Raw genomic sequence first — 21977 nt, forward strand, 5'->3', positions numbered from 1 at the left:
CTAAAATGGTTACAAGGCAACCGTGTACAAGTACTACTGCAGTAGGCATAACGAGGTTAACGCCGTGACTCTTTATAAGTTCGCCGACTATAGCTTATATAATGAATATGTGACCCTCACATTAGGGGCTATATCCTAGCCCTTAATAGAGTGGTTTTAGCACCTAAATAGCTTTTAATTACCTCGATAATTTTTAACGCACTTGATCACCATTAATTACCTTGATAACCTTTAATTCCCCCGATAGCTTAGGGCCTCACTAAGATGTGGGGTTTTTATATCGACACTGTTTGCTAAGTCGGCAATAGTACGCGCCACTCGCAATACCCGGTGGTAGCCCCGAGCCGATAAATTAAGCTTGGCTTGTGCAATCGCCAATAATTGTTTCTCCCCCTCGCCAAGTTGAGTATAGCTATCAAGCTCACTGGGCGTCAGATCACTGTTGGCTTTTTTCTGACGGGTTTGTTGACGCCGATATGCTTCGGTGACTCTGGCACGTACTATCTTTGATTGTTCACCATTACTGGCATTTTGTAGGTCACTAATGGGCAGCGCAGGTACGGTTACGTGTAAGTCAATACGGTCTAGAAGCGGGCCTGAGATTTTATCTTGATAACGCTGAATTTGCTCAGGACGACAACGACAGCGGCCAGAAGGGTCACCTTGATAGCCACAAGGACAGGGGTTCATAGCGGCGACTAACTGAAAATTGGCCGGAAAAGTCGCTTGCTGATTGGCACGACTAATGGTGATTTGTTTCGATTCTAGCGGTTGACGCAACACCTCTAACACTTTGCGGTCAAACTCAGGCATTTCATCAAGGAACAAAACGCCCTTGTCCGCCAATGTGATCTCGCCAGGTTTTGGACGTGAGCCGCCACCTACTAAAGCCACTGCTGAAATAGTATGGTGAATTTCGCGAAAGGGTCTGGTGCCATATTGATATTCAGTATCGGCAACTGAGTACGTACTCGCTACCTCTAATGCTTCTTCATCGCTTAAGTCGGGTAATATGGTCGGCAGTCGTGATGCCATCAAAGTCTTACCAGAGCCAGGCGGCCCTGTAAACAGTAACGAATGCCCGCCCGCCGCAGCGATTTCAAGTGCCCGTCTGGCATGGTGCTGCCCTTTAACATCAGCCAAATCCACCTTATAGGTGGCATTATTCACAGGTATTTTTGACACGATGGGGGTGAGCAATCCCTCTGGAACGGTATTCGACTGACCATTGCTAGCAAAATTAATCTCATTCTCGGCGCGCAGATGTTCGCATACTGCTTTCAGCGTTGGTGCTCCATACACGGTCACACCCGCTACTCGGCTCGCCTCTACCCCTATCAGCTTAGGCACCATCAACTTACAACTTGCCTTAACGGTAGTGTCAGATAGGCTCGGTTTTTTCACGACAGCACTGTCGCCATCCGTATTCTTATTCTTATTCTTATCGGCAGCCTTACTATCCTCTTTATCCGTGCCGTCTTCCACCTCACCCTCAGCACTTTGGTTTTTGTTGCTATTGCTGTCGGTCTTAATCGCTCTGGCAACTGCCAAACCGCCTGTTACGGCACGTAAGTTGCCATTTAACGCCAGCTCACCGATAAACTCATAATCGGTTAACCAGTCCGGCTCTATTTGTCCACTGGCTGCCAATATCCCCATGGCTATCGGTAAGTCGAGTCGTGCGCCATCTTTTGGCAAATCGGCAGGGGCCAAATTAATGGTAAGTCGTCTATTGGGGAACTGAAAGTTTGAATTAATAATAGCAGAGCGAACCCTATCTTTACTTTCGCGCACGGCCGCTTCTGGCAGACCAACAATGGTTAAAGCAGGTAAGCCTTGAGATAAATGAACCTCTACCATGACTTTAGGCGCATGTAGCCCCACAACCGATCGGGTATTAACTTGCGCAAAAGACATGTTAGGCTCTCTTATAAAAGATAGTTATTGTTAAAATTTTATTGATAATAAGTGATTAACAATCAACTAGCAAATAATTGAGCTTATTATTTATGGCACAGTGAAATCTATCCAAATAATAGTGCACTATCAAGTGCATGGTCACACCTCGACATAGTTACACCTATAACATCTGACCATAGCTGACAAGCTTAGTATCCGTTACCATGCCTTTATTTGTTATAATGGGGTCACAATTAAGCCACCTAATCACTTTTTAGGTCACCCTTTATGTCACCCTGTTTATACCAAATCTAGAAATTAACCTATAGAGGCAGGGTAGTACTAACACAACCCATTAAACGCGGCAAATAGTAGCTTCAGTGAATCTAACAAAGATAGCGTATTTATAGAAAAGGTATGATTTAACGTACGTTCACATTATTTAACACCCACCCTGTACGAGGGTGTGTCCTTGTTTATCGGTCTATCGATAAGGCTTCATTATGACATCGTCTTCTATTTTTACTGATCAAGCCAACCTACCTCCTACCACAGAGCGTCCCGATTTTACGCCGACAAATCCTTATGCGCGTCGTCAATTTGATCAGGCGTCGTCAAGCGTGCCCCCATTAGAATATGACGAAGATTTGATTCATGAGTACAATCGCTCAGGCCCTCGCTATACCTCTTATCCGACTGCGCTTGAGTTTAAGCCTATCGAAGCAGGCACGGAGTTTAATATCCTGACGCAGCGTGATGCTCAAACGCCGCTATCTCTTTATTTCCATATCCCGTTTTGTCGTCATCTTTGCTATTACTGCGCTTGTAATAAAATTATTACTAAAAAGAACAGCGATGCCGGTGATTACCTTGATTACCTATTTGCAGAAATTAAACAAAAACAAGCCTTATTGCCGACCCTAGAGCTGGGTAAAAAGCCGTTTGTAAAACAGCTGCATTTGGGCGGCGGTACCCCAACCTTCTTTAGTGATGATGAACTAATTGCGCTATGGAAGTTTTTGCAAACTCAGTTTGAATTCGATGCCCCATCAGAACAAGGCGGCAGTGGCGATTACTCTATCGAGATTGACCCCCGTGAGCTACGCGAGAATACCTTAGAGAAGCTACGTGAATTGGGCTTTAACCGGGTCAGTTTTGGGGTGCAAGATTTGGACGGACACGTCCAGATAGCCGTCAATCGAATTCAATCTGAAGAATTGATTCAAAGCGTTATGGATGAGGCACGCCGCTTAAACTATAACTCGATCAATATAGATCTGATTTATGGTCTACCGCATCAAACGCCGGCGACTTTTGCACATACGGTTAAGCGTATTATCGAGATGAGCCCAGATAGACTGTCTATCTTTAACTATGCTCATTTGCCTGATCGATTCAAAGCTCAGCGTCAAATCGAAGAAGCACACCTACCATCTCCTGCGCAAAAGCTACAGATGTTTAGCGATACTATCGCGGCACTTACTAAAGCTGGCTATCAATATATCGGTATTGATCATTTTGCCAAACCAGATGACGAGCTTGCAGTGGCGCAACGTGAGGGTCAGTTGCATCGAAATTTCCAAGGGTATACCGTTTTAGGTGACTGTGATCTACTCGGTTTTGGCGTGTCAGCGATAAGCCAAATCAATAGCACGCTTTATGGCAGTCAAGGCGGCGCAGCGACTCATATCTTGCAGAATAATCCTGACCTTGATCGCTATAAAGCGGCGGTAGATGCTAGTAAACTACCTGCTATAAAGCATATTAAAACCAGCATTCAAGACCGTCTACGCGGTTATGTCATCATGAATCTATTGTGTCATGACTATCTTGACTTTAAGGATGTTAATCAAAAGTTTGGTATTGATGCCATTACTTTTTTCATTAATGAAATCCAGCAGCTCGGTGAGATGCAACAGGATAAACTCATCGACATGGATGCCGCAGGTATACGCATATTACCCAAAGGTCGCCTTCTTGCCCGTAATGTCGCGATGGTGTTTGATAGCTATTTAGCCAATAAAGAAAAAGGTCGATTCTCTAAAGTCATTTAGGGGTTGTACCACTAAAAAACCGACCAAAAGGGTCGGTTTTTTATTACCTATAGGTAAGCTTTGATGACGTCTCATTTAAATCCACTCTATAGTCAAAGAAGTCTAAGATGGTTACAAGGCAACCGAGTGCAAGTACTACTGGAGTAGGCTTAACGAGGTTAACGCAGTAACTTTTTAGAAGTTTGCTGACTATATATTGAGTCTAATTAAAGGGCAGCGGCCACATCTTCTAATAAAGGTGGAATATCCATAACGGCCGTTACCACTTCAATAAACATCATTTTATCCTGAGTGATTTTTGCTTGATCTAATGCTGTTCTTAGTTCAGCGGGCGTAGTCGCTTTTAAGATAACGCAGTTGTTGTCATTTGCACCAAACGACTTAGGCATCATCTGCCAATCACAGTAAGGAATATCGTTGTAAGGCTGTTTTTCCCCATGGATCGCGCGCTCTACTGTATAGCCTGAATTATTAACAAGCACGATAACTGGGTTTAGTTTTTCTCGTATCATCACCGCCAAGTCTTGAACGGTTAATAATGCCGAACCATCGCCAATTAATAGTACACTTCGCTTATTTGGAGAGGCGATGCCTGCGCCCAAGCTTGCCGGTAAAGTATAGCCGATAGAGCCCCATAACGGTTGACCATAAAAAGTAATCCCTTCAGGCAAGCGTACCTCACTCATCCCAAAATACGCCGTTCCTTGCTCGGCAAACACCAGATTATTTTCATCTAGGCAGTCAGCGATAAGGTGCCATAAATCTTTTTGTAATAAGGGCTCGTTATCTCCCCCTTGTTGTTCATGCACATCTACTCGTCCAATTAAAGGCTTGGGTATAACATCGATTCCAGACGTCAGGACCTCATACAAGGCTTGCAGAGCATCCTTCATAGCGATGGGCGAGTAGATTTTATCAGCCACTGTAGCACGCTCTTCATGGATATCGACCACCCGTGAGCTATCAATCTTCTGAGTAAAACCTGCTGTGGTGGTATCGGTATAATTAACCCCAAGTTTAATCAAACACTCTGCATTTTCGACCGCATCTTTCACCACAGGCTGCGACGGCTCACCGACATAAACTCCAGCCCAGCGCTCACTATTTTCATCCAGCAATGACTTGCCCCAAGACAAGGTCGCATACGGGATATGAGTATCTGCAATTAATGCTTTTAGTTGTGGCTGTAGTCCTAAGCGATGAACCATTAGGTCGGCAATCAAGGTCGTGGCTTTACCAGCAATAAAATCTGTTAAGGCTTGTTTAAAATCTACCAATGCCTTTTGACTAGTAATATCCTCCTCGCTGTCTTTAAGCTTAGTGGTGGGTGGATAGATGGGTAATTTGGCCACATCGGGTGACAGCAGTAAATAACCGGGACGTTGTTTTTTTAATACCATTCGGATCACTCTATCAATCTCCGAGGCGGCATTTTTTTCGGTAATTTCTGCTCTAGCCACGCTTAAAGGCTCTACCATTTTTATAAAATGGTTAAATTCTCCATCTCCCAAACTGTGATGCAGACGGCCTCTACCCTCTCTTAGCTTAGTATTCGGCGCACCTACGATATGTAGCACGGGCGCATATTCTGCAAAGGAGCCTGCCGTGGCATTTATCGCGGACAATTCCCCTACGCCAAAAGTCGTCACCATAGCAGCAAAACGACGCTCACGCGCATAACCATCTGCCGCATACCCCGCATTTAATTCATTAGTATTACCGACCCAGCGCAGCTTATCGGATGCAATAATATTATCTAAAAAAGATAAGTTATAGTCTCCAGGCACCCCAAATATTTCGGTTGCCCCTGCTTCAGCAACTCGGTCAAATAAATAATCAGCTATAGTATATTGTTCTGTCGACATCTTTATTCCTTTTACTTTTTTTATAAAACTACCTATCTTTTTCAGGCTTGGTCAGACTCACTAAATCCACTATTTGTTGCGTGTATATATTGAGTTTGGACTTACCTTACTCGATAGGCTAATTTCAAGATTTGGTATGACTTATATTTATAGATGTTATATAACCAAAATCTTTCTTGCACCAAAATTTTAGCAATGAATCAATATAGCAGAAATAAGAGTTATGTTATAGACAATCTCTGCTTTGTAAATCATATAGTCGAAAACTAGGTCAAAACGAAAACCCCCTATAAGCTCTGAGCTTGTAGGGGGTTTTATACCAATCTAATTCAGTGATTAGAATAACGCTGCCATTTTTTCTAATAGTGGTGGCATATCCATCATCTCGGTAAATACTTCAATAAATACCATTTTATCTTCAGTGGCTTTAGCTTTATCTAACGCAGATTTAAGCTCGTTTGGCGTCTTCACACTTAACATAACACAGTTGTCATCATTGGCTCCAAAGGCTTTTGGTATCAACTGCCAATCGCATTTAGGAATATCATTATACAGCTCATTCTCACCGTGGATCGCGCGTTCAATGGTATAGCCTGAGTTATTCACCAACAAGATAATTGGGTTTAGTTTTTCACGCAGCATCACCGCAATATCTTGAATGGTCAATAACGATGACCCATCACCGATGAGTAACGTAGTACGTTTATCAGGTGACGCTAGACCAGCCCCTAAACTTGCCGGTAAGGTATAACCGATAGAGCCCCATAACGGCTGACCATAGAAGGTCACGCCTTCAGGCAAACGGATCGGTCCCATACCCGTATACGCCGTGCCCTGCTCAGCAAATACCAAACTGCTATTGTCTAAGCTATCCGCAACGATATGCCATAGATCATCTTGCAATAAGGGCTCGTTATCGCCACCTTGTTGCTCATGCTTCTCAATTTTGCCACTTAACGGCTTAGCAACAACATCTATTCCAGAGGTCAATACGTCATGCAGTGCTTGCAGCGCATCTTTCATACTCAGTGGTGCAAACGTCTTGTCACCAATCATTGCACTGTCTGCGCCGATATTAACAGTGCGATCTTGCTCAATCTTATGGCTAAAGCCTGAGCTTGTGGTGTCTGTAAAGGTCACCCCGACGATTAACAAACATTCAGCATTTTCGACTGCGTCCTTAACGACTGGGTTCGAAAGACCACCATAATATACGCCGGCCCAGCGTTCATCGTCTTCATTCAATAAGCTTTTGCCCCAAGACTGGGTCGCATAGGTAATATTCGTATCTGCTACCAGTGCTTTAAGCTCAGATTGCAACCCTAAACGTTTGACAATGACATCTGCCAATAAAGTGGTTTTTTTGCCTTCAATGTGGTTGCTTAATGCTGTCTTAAACTCCGCCAGTGCTTCCTGACTAGTAACATTTTCTCTCTCAAGCGCAAGTGGGCGGGTAGGGCGATAAATAGCAACGTCTGCGACATCCGCAGGTAGCACGATATATCCAGGGCGCTGTTTTTTAATAATCTCACTGATAACACGGTCAATCTCAGCCGCGGCATTATCAGGAGTAATTAAAGCTTGAGCCACATTGACCGGCTCACTCATTTTAATAAAATCATCAAACTCGCCTTCACCCAAGCTATGGTGAAGAATTAACTTTCTGTCTTGATAATTTAGTTTAGGCGCACCGACAATGTGAAGGACGGGTGCGTACTCTGCATAGGAGCCTGCGGTTGCGTTCAAGGCAGATAACTCACCTACGCCAAAGGTTGTGACCATAGCCGCAAAGCCGCGTTCACGCGCATAACCATCGGCGGCATAGCCTGCGTTTAATTCATTGGTATTACCTACCCAACGTAGTTTGTCTGATTTAATAATATTATCTAAAAACAACAGGTTATAATCGCCTGGCACGCCAAATACTTCTGTGACACCTACTTCTGCGATACGATCAAATAGATAATCTGCAATGGTATAGTTTTCAGTCGTCATGATTCCTTCCTTTATTTATATGTTTAATTGGTTTTATTTGTTTAGTAGCGTAATTCACTATTTAATTGATAAGCAGACCTAATCAATATGCTTTGAATTTAATTTTTTTATTTAAGCATATTTTATGTCACTATTTAATGTCACTATAGTCGAAGCCAGCTAAAAAGGTACATGGCAACCGAGTGCAAGTAGTACTGTAGTAGGCTTAGCGAGGTTAACGCCGTAACTCTTTAGTCTGGCTATGACTAATTTTTTTTAAACCCAACAGTGAACATATAACAAAAATATTTCTTGCCCTAAAATTCTAGCAATGAATCAATATAGACAAAATAATAATTATGTTATATACCGTCACCTATGTGTAAATTAAAGCGTAGTACACCTTCTTATTCTTAAGAAAAGCTGAGAGCAGTCAAACCTATTTACGACAATGAATGTCACTAAAATTGCGATAGTGAGTGAGTCATTCATAGACGCTGAGTCAATAAATTTAGATCTTTATTACTTTTTTAAGTGTGACAGTTAATGAGTTGTGAAAGTCTAATTGCCTGAGCCAATAAATAGTCAGAGCCGATAAATAGTCAGAGTTAATAAGTTGCGAAAGCTTAATTACCCATAAACTCATATCATTTATACGCTGCCGTGGAGAATGCTCAAAATACGCTTATTAGTTATATTTATTGTAACGCGTCACTGCTTAAGCTCAACTTGATAAAATCAATGACTCCAATTAAAGATTTCTATTAAAATCGACAAAACACTATACTGTCGCAATAAAAAAAGAGTCGACCCGTTTAGTGACTTTAAACGGATCGACTCTTTGACTACATGGTTAAGCTTATATAAATTCGCTAGTAAAGCACATTCCACCCCGTTCTCAACTTATTTAAATTCACTGTAGGCTAGTGCTTTTAGCCCAGCAAATCAAGACCTTTAATCAAACATGCTGGGCTAAAGCCACAGCCTACGTTAAGCGTTGTGAATGAGGTATATCATTGAAATAATACCACTTAAATGAAAGGTTAGTTATATTACAGACTACCTATAATTTCAGGCAACGAAAAACATGCCGAAAGAGATATAAGGTAACTAAATAAATTGAGCGCAATGACTAAACTTTAAACTTATTACCCACCATCCCTTTGACAGTACCTAGTATATCAGCAGGTAGCACCACAGTTTTGGCATTATCAGACTCTGCAAGCTCTCGCATCGCTTTGATATACTGCTCACCCAGTAAATAAACCACAGGCATCTCTTCCTCTCCCATGGCTTGAGTGATTAGGCGAATAGACTCTTCAGAACCTTTGGCCAGCACCACTTGAGCTTCTGCATCGCGGCGTGATGCCTCTAAACGACCATCCGCTTCTAAAATAGCCGCTTGTTTTTGACCATCTGCACGGGTTACTGTTGCACGGCGTTGACGCTCTGCTGCTGCCTGCTCTTCCATTGCCGTCTGCATCGTATCTGATGGATTAATATCCTGAATCTCTACTGTTTTTAAAGTAATGCCCCAGTCCGCGATATCCTCTGATATCGCATGTTTTAATAAGGCTTTAATCTGATCACGGCTTGATAAAGCACTGTCTAAGTCCATCTCACCGATAATAGAGCGTAATGAGGTTTGTACCAAATTGCGAATACCATACTCATAATCTTCAATGCCGTAAACTGCCTTCTCTGGCTGGACAATACTAATATAAGCAACGGCGTTGGCAATAATGACCACGTTATCTCTGGTAATTACCTCTTGGGATGGAATATCTAGCACAATATCCTTCGTGGTTAATTTGTAAGCCACACTGTCGACATAGGGAATAATAATATTTAGCCCTGGCTCTAAGGTTTGCTGATACTTACCTAACCTTTGTACTACCCATTTGTAGCCCTGCGGAACAATGCGTACCCCTTTAAATAAGGTGAATACCACCAGTGCTACTAATACCAACATTACGATACTAAAGCTTCCCATCTTTCCTCTCCTGTTATTATATTTAGATCCGTTATAAACCAATCGAGCGCAAGTGCTACTCCAGTTGGCTTAGTGAGGTTAACACTGTCAGTATTTTTTTGCTGACAACTATATTTGAGCCCTTATTTAAACACGTGTATTCGCAGGCGCCACTACCAACTGATTCCCGATAACCTCAACGACAATCACCCTTTGACCTACTTCAAGAGGCTCACCGCGCGTCAGACATTTCCATTCTGTTGCCCCCACGAGAGGCACACTAAAGCGTACCGTTCCTTCATGATTTAAGGTAGGCGCTACCGTGATCATCCCTGTTTCACCGATAATGACACTGCCTCCTAAACCTGCTTTGGTACGATCTATCGCTAGCGGTTTTATAAATTTAAACCAGATAACTACCATTAAGATAGACAGTATGAGCCATAAGATGATTTGCATAAATAAGGGCAACGGAAACAACCAACTCAATAAAGCCACAATGACGGCCGCAACACCAAACCACAAGGTTGCAAATGTGGTCAAAAACATCTCGGAGATGATAAGCACCATTCCAAGTACCAACCAATGCCAAGGTTCAATCATTAACATTCTATTATCCTTAAAAGAGTATTTATTATTATTTATCCTTACCTTATATTATCATTTTTATGCGTAGGCGTATCCTTGTGCTTTTAATATTATCCATTCTTTTCACGAGCAAGCCTTTTAATGATCCAGTTTTTTGATATGAATCAATCTTTTAATGTAAACTTGTACAGTCTCATATATTGTGCAAAATGAATAATTTTAAGCAAAAAAAACGACCGCCGAAGCGATCGTTTTTTAAATTTAAATAACTCTAACTTAATTCAATAAAATAAATGTTATTTAGAGTAGGTAGCAATTAGAATTTAAAGTTAGCACCTAACGTGATACCAGTAGCATCTAAATCTTTACCATTAACATCATCTACAGTAGGATACCAATCATAAGCCAGTTCAACAGCTGCATTAGGCGCAATGTTATAACCAAGACCTAAGCCACCTGCAATACCTGTGTCAGACTTAGTGGTATTTCCGATATTGGCTACTTTAGAGTCAATTTCGACTTCGTTTTTAGCAACACCTAAACGACCTTTAGCATATAAGCCACCAGTATTTGGGAAAGCATAGTCATAAGTACCGTATAGACCATAGACTTCACCGTTATACTCAGATTTATTCAGAGTACCAGTTTTAAAATCTTCATCACTGGTCGTCATATATTCAGCTTCAACACCGAAGTTAGGGGTGAACTTAGCACCACCATAAATACCGTATGAAGTGGCTTTGTCTTTCGCATCGTCTAAATCATACTGTCCCACTTTAGCACCGATATATGGTTGAGCAACCATGCCGTTACCATAGTTAACAGCAGCTTGTGCGCCTGCAGTCATTAGTGAACCAGCAGCTAGAGCAAGTAATGTTTTTTGAATAGTATTCATAGTTTTCTCCTAGTTAATTATCACAATCAAACGAGTTAAATTATTTAGACATCTCGCCTGACTTCCGATGAACCTATAGTAACAAGATATTTCATTAACTCTGTCGTTGTTTGACAGGGAGAAAGTTAACTTTTGCATAGGTTAGTTATTTAACGAGTTACAAATCGGGAGTTATGAAACTATTTGTTACAAATTCCGATTTCTGCAATACTTTGTCTATATTTTATTAATTAAATCGCGGTTATTTTCTAATTTCTTTCCTCTTTTTTCCATTATAAGGTTAAAAACATTATTAAGGATACTTTTATGGCAGGTCCCTCACTTTTAAGCGCCATTGATAAGTTGAATACGCTAAAAAAACAACACCAATATCGCCATCTACCAAATGTGAGGCATTGTGACCGCTGGATTGAGATAAATAACAAACCTTTATTAAATATTTCAAGCAATGATTATCTAGGATTGGGCAGTGATACGCTCTTGCAGTCGCAGTTTTTGACCCAGCTACAAGAGTTACCCAAATCACAGCGTCCACAAATGGGCTCAACCTCTTCTCGTCTGCTGACAGGCAACCACGAACAGCTGCCCTTATTAGAAGACGAGTTGCTAGAGTGGTATAAGCTTGCCATACCTTACGAGCAACATGACGCTCTATCCAAATCTGTGTTAGTCATGAATAGTGGCTACCATGCCAATATTGGCATATTACCCGCATTGGCTAGATTACCGCTAAAGACACTAATTTTGACAGACAGTTTGGTTCATGCCAGCATTATCGATGGTGTTCGTTTAATTAGTAGTAAGGACAGAGAGCATTGTACCTATCAGCGTTATCGTCATAACGATATGGAGCATTTATCTTCAATTATTGAGCAAGTTGATGACTCAATTGAACGCATTATCATCGTCACAGAAAGTATCTTTAGTATGGATGGTGATCGTGCTGACTTGCCAGCGTTAGTCAGGCTAAAAGCACTGGACTCACGAATTGAGCTGTATGTTGACGAAGCGCATGCGGTTGGAGTGCTTGGTCGTAATGGATTGGGGCTCGCCGAGGAAACTAACACCTTGCCTGATATTGACTATATTATCGGCACTTTCGGTAAAGCATTCGCTTCTATGGGGGCTTATCTGATTTGCGAAGCGACTATTAAGCATTGGTTGATCAATCAAATGCGTTCTTTTATTTTTAGTACCGCTTTGCCTCCTATTACCCATAGCTGGACAAGATTTGTATTGGCTAAAATGCCTTCTTTTAGTCAGCTACGAAGCCACCTTGCCCATATTTCGCAACAAGTCTCACAGGCCATTCATAGCGACATGACTGAGAAGGATATTGATTACCAGTCTCCGATTATCCCCTATATATTGGGTGATAACGCCAGTGCAGTGAATAAGGCCCAACAGCTACAACAGGCTGGGTTCTATGCGTTACCTATTCGTCCGCCCACCGTCCCTATTAACACTGCACGCATCCGTCTAGTCATGAATGCGAAGCTTACTGCACCTGACTGTACCCGTCTTATCGAAGAGTTAAACAATTAACAGTGACAGTGACTTAAGCGAAACTTTTGTTCTAAATTCAGGGTTTCTAATTCAGAGCTTCTAAATTCAAACAATTAAAAAAGACCACACTCATAGAGTATGGTCTTTGTTTTTATAATTAGGCGTAACTCTTAAACCGTAAAATAACTCGGCTGTTAAAGATGCCTAATTATTGATAACCGGTCATTAGTCCCGTCATTAATTCAGTCATTCATTAATAACGACAACTGAATGACTCATTACTTTTTATCATCTTCATTGACTTCAGTGAACTCAGCATCGACCACATCATCATCTGCGGCAGTGTCAGCTTGAGTGGCATCGGCTTGACTAGGATCAACCCCTTCCGCACCTTGACCAGCAGAGTAGATCTTCTGACTAATTGGTAAGAAGGCATTATCCAAGGCTTCAAGTTTCGCTTTGATGTCATCTTGATCATCTTCTTTAGTCGCCGCTTCAAGCTCACTAATGGCGGTTTCTACAGCAGACTTCTCATCTTCAGTCACTTTATCCTCAGCTTCTTTCAAGGCTTTTTGGATAGCATGGATACGACCATCGGCTTCGTTACGGACTTGGGCTAGTGCTGCGAATTTCTCATCTTCAGCAGCATTCGCTTCTGCATCGCGTACCATTTGCTCAATTTCTTCATCCGATAAACCAGAGTCCGCTTTAATTTGGATACTCTGCTCTTTACCCGTACCTTTGTCTTTCGCTGAGATGTTCATGATACCATCAGCGTTGATATCAAAGGTTACTTCGATTTGTGGGATACCGCGTGGTGCAGGTGGGATATCCGTTAGATTGAAGTTACCGAGTAACTTGTTTTGTGAAGCCACTTTACGTTCACCTTGATACACTTGAATCGTCACTGCTGGTTGGTTGTCTTCAGCCGTTGAGAATACTTGTGACTTCTTAGTAGGTATCATGGTGTTTTTCTCGATGATTGGCGTCATTACACCACCCATCGTTTCAATACCAAGGGTAAGCGGTGTTACGTCTAGTAATAAAACGTCGGTTTTATCGCCTGATAATACCGCACCTTGAATCGCTGCACCAACGGCTACAGCTTCGTCAGGGTTCACATCTTTGCGAGGCTCTTGACCAAAGAACTCTTCTACTGTTTTTTGTACCATTGGCATACGTGTTTGACCACCAACCAAGATAACGTCGTCGATATCCTCTGCTTTTAGACCCGCATCTTCTAAAGCAATTTTACATGGCTCAATAGTGCGTTTTACTAAACCTTCTGTTAACGCTTCAAGTTTAGAGCGGCTGATAGTCACTACCAAATGTTTAGGACCTGTCGCATCTGCGGTGATATAAGGTAGGTTGACATCTGTACTTTGCGCACTTGATAACTCGATTTTTGCTTTTTCAGCAGCTTCTTTAAGACGCTGCATAGCTAATGGATCACCTTTAAGGTTGAAGTTTTGCTCTTTTTTAAACTCATCAACTAAATAATCGATTAAGGCTAAGTCAAAGTCTTCACCACCTAAGAAGGTGTCACCATTGGTAGACAGTACTTCAAATTGTTGCTCACCATCGACGTCAGCGATTTCGATGATTGATACGTCAAAAGTACCACCCCCTAAGTCATAAACGGCGATAGTGCGGTCACCTTGTTGCTTATCCATACCATAAGCAAGGGCAGCGGCAGTTGGTTCGTTGATAATACGCTTAACGTTTAAGCCCGCGATTTTACCCGCATCTTTAGTGGCTTGACGCTGTGAGTCATTGAAGTAAGCAGGCACGGTTACAACGGCATCGGTTACTTTTTCACCAAGATAGTCTTCGGCTGTTTTTTTCATTTTGGTTAAGATTTCGGCAGAGATCTGTGGTGGCGCCATTTTCTTACCATTCACTTCAACCCACGCATCACCGTTATCGGCTTTAACGATCTTATAAGGCACCATACCGATGTCTTTTTGTACCACTTTGTCCTCAAAGCGGCGACCGATCAAACGCTTGATTGCAAATAGAGTGTTGTTTGGATTGGTCACTGCCTGACGCTTAGCGGATTGACCGACTAAGATTTCACCATCTTTATAAGCAATGATCGATGGGGTAGTACGGGTACCTTCAGCATTTTCGATGACTTTAACTTTGTCACCTTCCATCACTGCAACGCACGAGTTGGTTGTACCTAAATCAATACCAATTGTTTTAGCCATAATATAAAACTCCAAATTATTTTTGTTTGTCTATGTCAATATTCGCAATTTGCTTACTTTTTACTTTTAAGGCATGTGTGACAACCTTGTGTCTATAAAGTAAGCCTTGCATCTTGTCTTTATATATCGGTTTAGTAACACTCTTTTTCAAGCTAATATCCCTGCAAATCCACATTTTTTTGTCTTTTTTTGTGAAATAAGCAGTTAAGTGTAAAATTTACGCAATCGATACTACTGTCCTACTTTCACCATAGCAGGGCGCAGTAAGCGCCCATTTAGGGTATATCCTTTTTGCAACACTTCTCCAACTGTATCCGCTGGCGCCTCGGGATCAATACCCACCGCTTCATGCAATTCAGGATCAAATTTTTCATTGTCAGGATTAACCACTTCCACACCTTGTTTATTTAGCACGTTTAGGAAAGTTTTGTGGGTCAACTTAACCCCTTCCATAATAGCGTCATCAGCATCGTCATCATTTTCAACGCTGACGATGGCACGCTCTAGGTTATCGACCACTTCTAATAGCTCTTTAATAAACTTTTGTAGCGCAAATTTACGGCTTTTTTCGGTTTCCTGCTCCATACGCTTTTGCGCATTATAAGCGTCCGCATTAGCGCGAGCTTGACCTTCTTTGGCCGCTTTTACTTCGCCTTCAAGCTCAGCAATACGATCTTTGTAGGCTTGCAGATCGATCTCACTATCTACGGTCTGATTTTCACCCTCGTTGGCTTGGGGGTTAAACTCGTTTAAAGTCTCCTTTAATACAGTGCCTGATTGCTCCACATTACTTTGAGCCGCATTAGGATTCTGAGTGTCATGCTCATGATTTGGTGCTGTATTATTGGTATCATTATTAGTCATGGTGTCTCCTTAGTGTGATAAAACAAATCTTTTAAAAACAATGAATAAACTCTTGATAGCTGTGTTACTTTGGTCGTTTTTTTAATTTGGTTTAGTGAAGCTTAAGTTATGAACCCTTTAAATTTGGAACTTTGAACAAGATAACAATTTGCATTTATAAGATATCGGGGCTATCGTCAGTAATTAAAGTACACGATTAAAATAAAAGGTCTCTTTTTTAAGGTCTCTTTTTTAAGGTCTCTTTTTTAAGGTCTCTTTTTTAAGGTCTCATTTTAAGAGTGACTTGCTTAATTCTGATTAGCGTCTTAGGCGTTTAATCGCTCATAGCATTTATTTGTCATAATTTTTTTTGATTTTATTTTTTATTCTATTTTTGTGATTCTAAGGTGGCTTTTAAATCAAGGTAACCTTTATGCTTCATAAAGGTCATTAGTTAAAATTTCAAGGTCTAACCACAAACTAAACACAAACCATCAACAAGATTATGGATTTGATATTCTAAAATTATTTTTAAAACGACAGTTGTATCCTTGTATCCTTGACAGCTCTTTTAATGTACATCACCTTTAATATACATAACTCTAAAATCTAATTATATTAGGCCGCTATAATAAAAAAACATATAGATACTATCGTAGGCTTCGTCATATCTACCTTATACATGCCTAATTAAATGTCTTAATTTGCATAACTATTGAGTGTGTGGAACGTAGCCTACAAGAATGCTTATGTTAATTTAGATTTAATATATATTTATTTGGCTTATAAATAGTACTTAGCGCTTTACACCTTATATAGGACTACTCTTAGTATGTTGCCCTTTACATCGATTACCGCTACTCGTCCTCTAAACCTACAACATGTTGTTAGGGGCTTAATGGTTGCCATTTTATTGTCTAATCTCATTATAGTGGGCTGCGATACTTCTGTTAGTAATACCGATAACGAAAAGAACGTGACAATCACTGCCGACACGGTCATTGTTGATAAATCATTGATTCACACCAGTATTCCTGAGCGCTACCAACCCAGTTACAACCTTGAAGGGTCACTTATTCCGGTTACCCAAATGGAGGTAACGGCTCCTGATTCTTTAGCGTCGAGCGTAATAGATAGTAAAGTATTGGTTAAACAAGGCGATGTCGTTAAGCAAGGTCAGATTGTTGCGGAGTTTGTGGTCAAGGTAGATGACCATAAAGCCAGAGCTTTGGTGAGTGACTTTACGGAAGTATATATTGATGGCAACAAAATAGAAGAAGATACGCTGGCAGAACTGAACCCAATGGACACCGATAATCCTAAACCCATAAACAACCCAAACAGTTCGTCAGACGAAGCCCCTGAAAAACCATCATTATCTCAGCCAAAAACCAAGGTAACGAATACAGCTACTAAAAATTCTATCAAATCTGACAACACCGCCTCTCATTCTATTATTGACATAACTGGCGCGCAACCTGATGCTAATAATGCTCCCGAACCCCTTATTACGGCGACCTTGGTGCAAAAATCGCCTATTGAAGGGGAAGTAACCCAAATATCAAACCAACTTGTTTCTGAAACCGAAGCAGACAATTTAAACACCTCTAGTCAATTGGAAACTGAGTCCCATAAGAGTAATAAAACGACTCCTAATACTGAACTCAGTAGTTCTAAGCTTAATAGTAATCAGAATAGCAGCTCTTATAATGCTATCGATAATGTGCCAATCATCACTATATCTGACACCAAACATCTACAATTAATTGGCAGGCTACCCCTATCGATTAAGTCCCAACTATCCGTGGGTCGTCCGGTAAACTTTACGGTATTTGACATTAAATCTGATTTTACCGGACAAATCAGCCATATTATCCCAGATCCAGAATCAGATACTTTAATTGTAAAAGCGCCTCTGATACCTGGGGAAAATAGTGCCGAATCTTTAGCACCGGGGATGGATGCTGCGATGAGTATCGAATATGGTCAGATTGAGTTAGGGGTACGACTACCGAAACAGGCGATACATGAAGCCAATCTGCAAAACTTTTCGGACAAGCATCCTAGACCCACTTCACCTATCAAAGGCTATGTATGGATTGTCGGACAAGATCAACGTCTGACCTATGAGGCGGTGGAGATCGTGCAATATTTTGCGGACTCGGATAAATTCTTGGTCAGTGGTATTAATAATGACAGTCTTGTCTGCTTAACAGATTTACCTAAGGATTCCGCAGGCAAAACCATTTCCATAAAATAGTATTGTGTTAACAGAATTATGTTAAATAGCTAGGGTTTAACAAACCTCATTTTCACTTTATACCAAATCTGGAAATAAACCCATCGAGAATAGCCAATCCAAGCACAGCAAATCAAACGCTGCAACTATCGGCTCAGTAAGCCTGACAAACACAGGTTATTTTATTGAAAAAGGTTTACTTTAGACTTTTTTTGACACTCTATCTTCAATAGAGAACTTGCATACCCCTTTTCGACAGTTTAATACCGCTTTTTTACCGTAGAAAATGCTTATTAACCAGTCTGGCAATCGATATCGATTACGAGCAATAACAGGATAGGCGACGTCACCTAATTGTTTAATTAAAGGCAGATATAGTAGTGATGCCCAAGGTTTACCCGCTGTTTTGTGTAGCAGACGTATGGCATCCATATGCGTATACCAATTGCCACTGCTATCTTGAACGCATAAATAGGTCAGTGCTTCTGTGCGACTAAAGCCCGCCTCATTTAAAATATTAAGACCCTGCTCAACAGGTATAAGCTTAATACCCTCTGGATTTAGTGCATGAAGATTTTTCGCCTCACTCACACAAAGTACGCATTCCTTGTCAAAAAACATCGTTATCGATTTATCAACATTGGGCGAGAGTGATAAAGTGTCGCCTTTTGAGGTAGGTAAGTGATCTGCATTGATTTTATAGATAATCATAAGACCCCTCTTAAATGATTTTCCCACTGAATATCTACACTGATTCAGTGTCCATTATGTGCTTAGATCTGCTCTTCTAAAGCCTTTTCGATACTCAGGTGCTTAAACTCAAAACCTTCAGCCAATAAGGCCTGTGGTAATACCTTTTGACCATCAAGTAACAGTGTCGACATGTCACCAAAAATCGTCTTTAATACCCAAGCAGGTAGGGTCATAAAGGTTGGGCGATTGAGCCAATGACCGACGGCTTTGGTAAATTGCGCATTGGTCACTGGATTTGGACTGGTCAAATTATAGACGTTAGCTTGCTTAGAGCTTGACTCTGAGTCTTGTTTAAAAGGCAAATCAGCCATATGCTTTTCAATGATAAACCAAGTGGCCCTAACCCAATCCTCTCGGCTAATCCAGCTCATGATTTGCTGCCCATTGCCCAGTTGTCCGCCTGTGCCTAATTTAAACGGAGTAATTAACCTACTCAACATGCCTCCCTCAGGGTGAATGACCACGCCGGTCCGTAATAACACAACGTCGACCCCAAAAGCGGATGCGCCTTTGGCTTCCGTTTCCCAGCGATCACACAACGCATGCGCAAAGTCTGCCTCACCAGTATCGCCAGCGGCTTTATGACTTTGTGATGCAGCAGGACTTTGTTCATCGAGCGGTTTGTTCCCTTGATTACCATACCACCCAATGGCGGAACCGCTGACTAACAGCTTTGGCTTAACGCTAATTCGGGCAATATAATCTAAAATGGCTTGAGTCGGTTGTAGCCGGCTTTCGAACAACTCTCTTTTGCGCTTGTCCGTCCAGCGTGCGTCTGCAATACCTGCACCCGCTAGGTTTAAAACGACATCAAACGTTTTTTGAGTTACTTGAAGTTGGTCATAACTCATCATGCTAATGTCATCTGGATGTGCTTGATTAGCGTTTCGAGTCAGCCAGGTAATACTACTAGGTGCCCCTTGTTGGCGTTGCACATACTCGCTAAACGCACGGCCTAAAAATCCAGACCCACCACTAATTAGAATATTCATATTTAATCCGTTATCATTATTAGTCATTATTATATGACGGTTATTTATTTGTTACGATCAAGCAAATCGACGACGTATTGGACAAGAAGTATCATCAGATTTATCCCTGTTATTATTAGTGCTAATGCTACTGCTACTTTTAAATTTATCCCATATAGGTATGAGCATAGCGAGCACATCTTGCTTAGTAGGTACCACTCGTTTTTCGCTTAAGTGAGGCGCTATCAAGTCTAAACGCTTAGCAAGGATGGGTAAGTGGTTAGTAGGTACAGCCGGAAATAGATGGTGTTCCACGTGAAACAAAAGTCCAAATGTTAGTAGGTTAACCAGCTTATTACGCTCTGTACGGGCGATATTATCTCCAACGTGATGGTGTACGCTCCAAGCTGCAATAATCCCCATAAACGCGTTTGCCAATATCATGACTACTAAATGATAAACCGCCACATGAATGAAGGGTGTATAAGTCGAGTAGTGAATACGATGCAAAAGGTTATTCGAGAAAGTGTTGTCTACAAAGTTGTCTAAAAAGATAAATGACGCAGCCATTATCATGCCAGTAATCACACATCCTATTAACGCAAACTCTATCCATGCGATACGACGGTTGTTACGTGAACTAAGCTGCATACCTCGTTTATAGAGTGCCAAACGGTAATGAACACCGCCTATTAATGCTTGCCACCATGACTTTTTGGCAAGATTCCCTTCGAGGTCATCATCCGCTAAAGTATATCTATGATGATACATGTGCGTGGCTCGTATACTATGCAGTCCTGTCAACAGTAAGACACTGAGCAGCATAATAACCACGGTCGTACTACGCCTGCCAACCCCCAAACTACGATGATAGCCATCATGTGCTTGTCTGAAAGCGGCGGCAAAAAATAAGTAAGTACAGACACTCGCCAAAACGTAACTAGACTGCCAAGCAAACCACCATGATATTATTAAAAAAGGATAAGGTAAAATCAGGTTATAAGCGACTTGTCGCTTAGTCAATGACCTTAAGTCTTGCCACTTAACGTCCTTAACCTCTTGTCGAACCCTATGATTCACAGCCGCGTTATTTGCCTTATGATTAACTGTCGGGTTATTTAATGTATCCGGTAGAAGTGTCATGTCAGGTCCCTCTCTATGAATGGTAGCGCTTATAAGTCTTAATTCATTCTGTGTTGAAATTTATTTTGGTCCATATATCTTTCGTTCATCTATTTTTAGTTCATAACCTTTATTTAAAAACCTGTAGTTCATAACCTTTAGCTCATAGCTTTGATTGAAAGTTTTGATTCATAGCATTGGTCTATGGTCATACGGACTAGCCGTACTGGAGACAAACATAACTTGATATAATTCTCTTCTTTTTATTCATTAATTTCTGTCATAACAGAAATAACTAGATAAATTTTTAAAACAATAGTGTTATTATACTTATTTGACTTAATTTGTTTAACCTAATTTATTTAGACTGGTTTATTTAGATCGGTTTATCTAACTTAGTGTATTTAACTTAGTTTCTTTTTGATTCGTGCGCCAAGCTTTAATATCTTTTTTAGGGTTGTGGTCGGCAACTTTAACATTTCATCGGACCAACTGGTTAGCGTATCCACAAACTCCTGCGTCTCTTTGATACGACTTTGTACATCGACATTCTCTTGAGCAAATTCAGGGCTTTCAATCAACTGTTGTAGAAACTCAACGGTGGGCGTCAACTCACGCTTTTGACGCTCTACCACTATAATACGTGCCAACTCCCATACATCTTTATGAGTAGTAAAGTGATCGCGGCGATCGCCTAATATCGACACCTTCTGTACCAGTCCCCAGTTTTGTAGCTCTTTGATACTATTGGAGACGTTTGAGCGAGCAACCCCTAGGGTTTCGGTTATTTCTTCCGCATTTAAGGGCTTACCAATAATAAATAACAAAGCATGGATTTGCGACATGGTACGATTGACACCCCATTGCGAGCCCATTTCACCCCAGTGTAATACAAACTTTTCAGTAGCTGGATTTAACATCATATAAGCGTCTCTTTTGTTGTCATTATTATTACTTCCTTGAGTATGCTATTTTCTTTTATTTCTGTCAAGAGAGAAATAAAAGAAAATAGCATACTCATATTTTTAGACTTTTTGACGACAACATACCGGCTCATTGCCTTGATCTTTAGAGCTAATTTTCTTT

The 21977-nt window shown here is 41.1% G+C and carries 15 protein-coding genes; 3 read left to right on the top strand and 12 right to left on the bottom strand.

Going from position 1 to position 21977, the window contains the following annotated elements; all coding sequences use genetic code 11:
- Positions 1–231 precede the first annotated feature (231 nt).
- A complete protein-coding gene (locus tag AC2SLT_RS00505; RefSeq protein WP_486545288.1) occupies positions 232–1917 on the bottom strand; it encodes a YifB family Mg chelatase-like AAA ATPase in 1686 nt (561 codons plus the stop codon).
- Between the two features lie 485 nt (positions 1918–2402).
- Between AC2SLT_RS00505 and hemN the strand changes: the two genes are divergently transcribed.
- A complete protein-coding gene (gene hemN / locus AC2SLT_RS00510) occupies positions 2403–3953 on the top strand; it encodes an oxygen-independent coproporphyrinogen III oxidase (RefSeq protein WP_486545289.1) in 1551 nt (516 codons plus the stop codon).
- Between the two features lie 206 nt (positions 3954–4159).
- Here hemN and AC2SLT_RS00515 read toward each other — a convergent pair whose 3' ends face one another.
- From AC2SLT_RS00515 to AC2SLT_RS00535, 5 genes are all read right to left on the bottom strand, one after another.
- Positions 4160–5818, bottom strand: a complete 1659-nt coding sequence (locus AC2SLT_RS00515) for an alpha-keto acid decarboxylase family protein (protein WP_486545291.1) — start codon at positions 5816–5818, stop codon at positions 4160–4162.
- 336 nt (positions 5819–6154) lie between these two features.
- Entirely contained in the window at positions 6155–7813 is a 1659-nt protein-coding gene (locus AC2SLT_RS00520) for an alpha-keto acid decarboxylase family protein (RefSeq protein WP_486545293.1), read from the bottom strand.
- A gap of 1111 nt (positions 7814–8924) precedes the next feature.
- Entirely contained in the window at positions 8925–9785 is an 861-nt protein-coding gene (locus AC2SLT_RS00525) for an SPFH domain-containing protein (RefSeq protein WP_486545295.1), read from the bottom strand.
- A gap of 126 nt (positions 9786–9911) precedes the next feature.
- Positions 9912–10373, bottom strand: a complete 462-nt coding sequence (locus tag AC2SLT_RS00530) for an NfeD family protein (protein WP_486545297.1) — start codon at positions 10371–10373, stop codon at positions 9912–9914.
- Positions 10374–10668: 295 nt separating this feature from the next.
- On the bottom strand, positions 10669–11247 hold the full coding sequence (locus tag AC2SLT_RS00535; protein ID WP_486545299.1) for a porin family protein: 579 nt from the start codon (positions 11245–11247) through the stop codon (positions 10669–10671).
- A gap of 306 nt (positions 11248–11553) precedes the next feature.
- Here AC2SLT_RS00535 and AC2SLT_RS00540 point away from each other — a divergent pair, with 306 nt between their 5' ends.
- A complete protein-coding gene (locus tag AC2SLT_RS00540) occupies positions 11554–12792 on the top strand; it encodes an 8-amino-7-oxononanoate synthase (RefSeq protein ID WP_486545301.1) in 1239 nt (412 codons plus the stop codon).
- 239 nt (positions 12793–13031) lie between these two features.
- On the opposite strand, the gene dnaK is transcribed toward AC2SLT_RS00540, so the two are convergent.
- Both dnaK and grpE read right to left on the bottom strand, forming a co-directional pair.
- Positions 13032–14963 (bottom strand): molecular chaperone DnaK, encoded by a 1932-nt coding sequence (gene dnaK / locus AC2SLT_RS00545; RefSeq protein ID WP_486545302.1) that lies wholly within the window; start codon positions 14961–14963, stop codon positions 13032–13034.
- 231 nt (positions 14964–15194) lie between these two features.
- The gene (grpE, locus tag AC2SLT_RS00550) at positions 15195–15827 is read right to left on the bottom strand and encodes a nucleotide exchange factor GrpE (RefSeq protein ID WP_486545304.1); all 633 of its coding nucleotides are present in this window, start codon (positions 15825–15827) and stop codon (positions 15195–15197) included.
- 811 nt (positions 15828–16638) lie between these two features.
- On the opposite strand from grpE, the gene AC2SLT_RS00555 reads away from it, so the two are divergent.
- Complete coding sequence (locus tag AC2SLT_RS00555; RefSeq protein ID WP_486545305.1) at positions 16639–18066, top strand: efflux RND transporter periplasmic adaptor subunit; 1428 nt, start codon at positions 16639–16641, stop codon at positions 18064–18066.
- Positions 18067–18246: 180 nt separating this feature from the next.
- On the opposite strand, the gene AC2SLT_RS00560 is transcribed toward AC2SLT_RS00555, so the two are convergent.
- From AC2SLT_RS00560 to AC2SLT_RS00575, 4 genes are all read right to left on the bottom strand, one after another.
- Positions 18247–18756 carry a thiol-disulfide oxidoreductase DCC family protein gene (locus AC2SLT_RS00560; RefSeq protein ID WP_486545307.1) on the bottom strand — a complete coding sequence of 170 codons (510 nt, stop codon included), beginning with the start codon at positions 18754–18756 and terminating at the stop codon, positions 18247–18249.
- 62 nt (positions 18757–18818) lie between these two features.
- Positions 18819–19790: a TIGR01777 family oxidoreductase gene (locus tag AC2SLT_RS00565; RefSeq protein ID WP_486545309.1), complete on the bottom strand. Its 972-nt coding sequence runs from the start codon at positions 19788–19790 to the stop codon at positions 18819–18821.
- 57 nt (positions 19791–19847) lie between these two features.
- Positions 19848–20912 (bottom strand): fatty acid desaturase, encoded by a 1065-nt coding sequence (locus tag AC2SLT_RS00570; protein WP_486545311.1) that lies wholly within the window; start codon positions 20910–20912, stop codon positions 19848–19850.
- Positions 20913–21295: 383 nt separating this feature from the next.
- Positions 21296–21814: a GbsR/MarR family transcriptional regulator gene (locus AC2SLT_RS00575; protein ID WP_486545313.1), complete on the bottom strand. Its 519-nt coding sequence runs from the start codon at positions 21812–21814 to the stop codon at positions 21296–21298.
- Between the last annotated feature and the right edge of the window lie 163 nt (positions 21815–21977).

Source organism: Psychrobacter sp. CX18 (assembly GCF_057396215.1).

Bases quoted from the DNA above. Each gene is read 5' to 3' on its own strand.
- hemN (WP_486545289.1), top strand. From the start codon at position 2,403: ATGACATCGTCTTCTATTTTTACTGATCAAGCCAACCTACCTCCTACC.
- AC2SLT_RS00565 (WP_486545309.1), bottom strand. From the start codon at position 19,790: ATGAATATTCTAATTAGTGGTGGGTCTGGATTTTTAGGCCGTGCGTTT.
- AC2SLT_RS00530 (WP_486545297.1), bottom strand. From the start codon at position 10,373: ATGTTAATGATTGAACCTTGGCATTGGTTGGTACTTGGAATGGTGCTT.
- grpE (WP_486545304.1), bottom strand. From the start codon at position 15,827: ATGACTAATAATGATACCAATAATACAGCACCAAATCATGAGCATGAC.
- AC2SLT_RS00575 (WP_486545313.1), bottom strand. From the start codon at position 21,814: ATGATGTTAAATCCAGCTACTGAAAAGTTTGTATTACACTGGGGTGAA.
- AC2SLT_RS00570 (WP_486545311.1), bottom strand. From the start codon at position 20,912: ATGACACTTCTACCGGATACATTAAATAACCCGACAGTTAATCATAAG.
- AC2SLT_RS00540 (WP_486545301.1), top strand. From the start codon at position 11,554: ATGGCAGGTCCCTCACTTTTAAGCGCCATTGATAAGTTGAATACGCTA.
- AC2SLT_RS00515 (WP_486545291.1), bottom strand. From the start codon at position 5,818: ATGTCGACAGAACAATATACTATAGCTGATTATTTATTTGACCGAGTT.
- AC2SLT_RS00555 (WP_486545305.1), top strand. From the start codon at position 16,639: ATGTTGCCCTTTACATCGATTACCGCTACTCGTCCTCTAAACCTACAA.
- AC2SLT_RS00560 (WP_486545307.1), bottom strand. From the start codon at position 18,756: ATGATTATCTATAAAATCAATGCAGATCACTTACCTACCTCAAAAGGC.
- dnaK (WP_486545302.1), bottom strand. From the start codon at position 14,963: ATGGCTAAAACAATTGGTATTGATTTAGGTACAACCAACTCGTGCGTT.
- AC2SLT_RS00525 (WP_486545295.1), bottom strand. From the start codon at position 9,785: ATGGGAAGCTTTAGTATCGTAATGTTGGTATTAGTAGCACTGGTGGTA.
- AC2SLT_RS00520 (WP_486545293.1), bottom strand. From the start codon at position 7,813: ATGACGACTGAAAACTATACCATTGCAGATTATCTATTTGATCGTATC.
- AC2SLT_RS00505 (WP_486545288.1), bottom strand. From the start codon at position 1,917: ATGTCTTTTGCGCAAGTTAATACCCGATCGGTTGTGGGGCTACATGCG.
- AC2SLT_RS00535 (WP_486545299.1), bottom strand. From the start codon at position 11,247: ATGAATACTATTCAAAAAACATTACTTGCTCTAGCTGCTGGTTCACTA.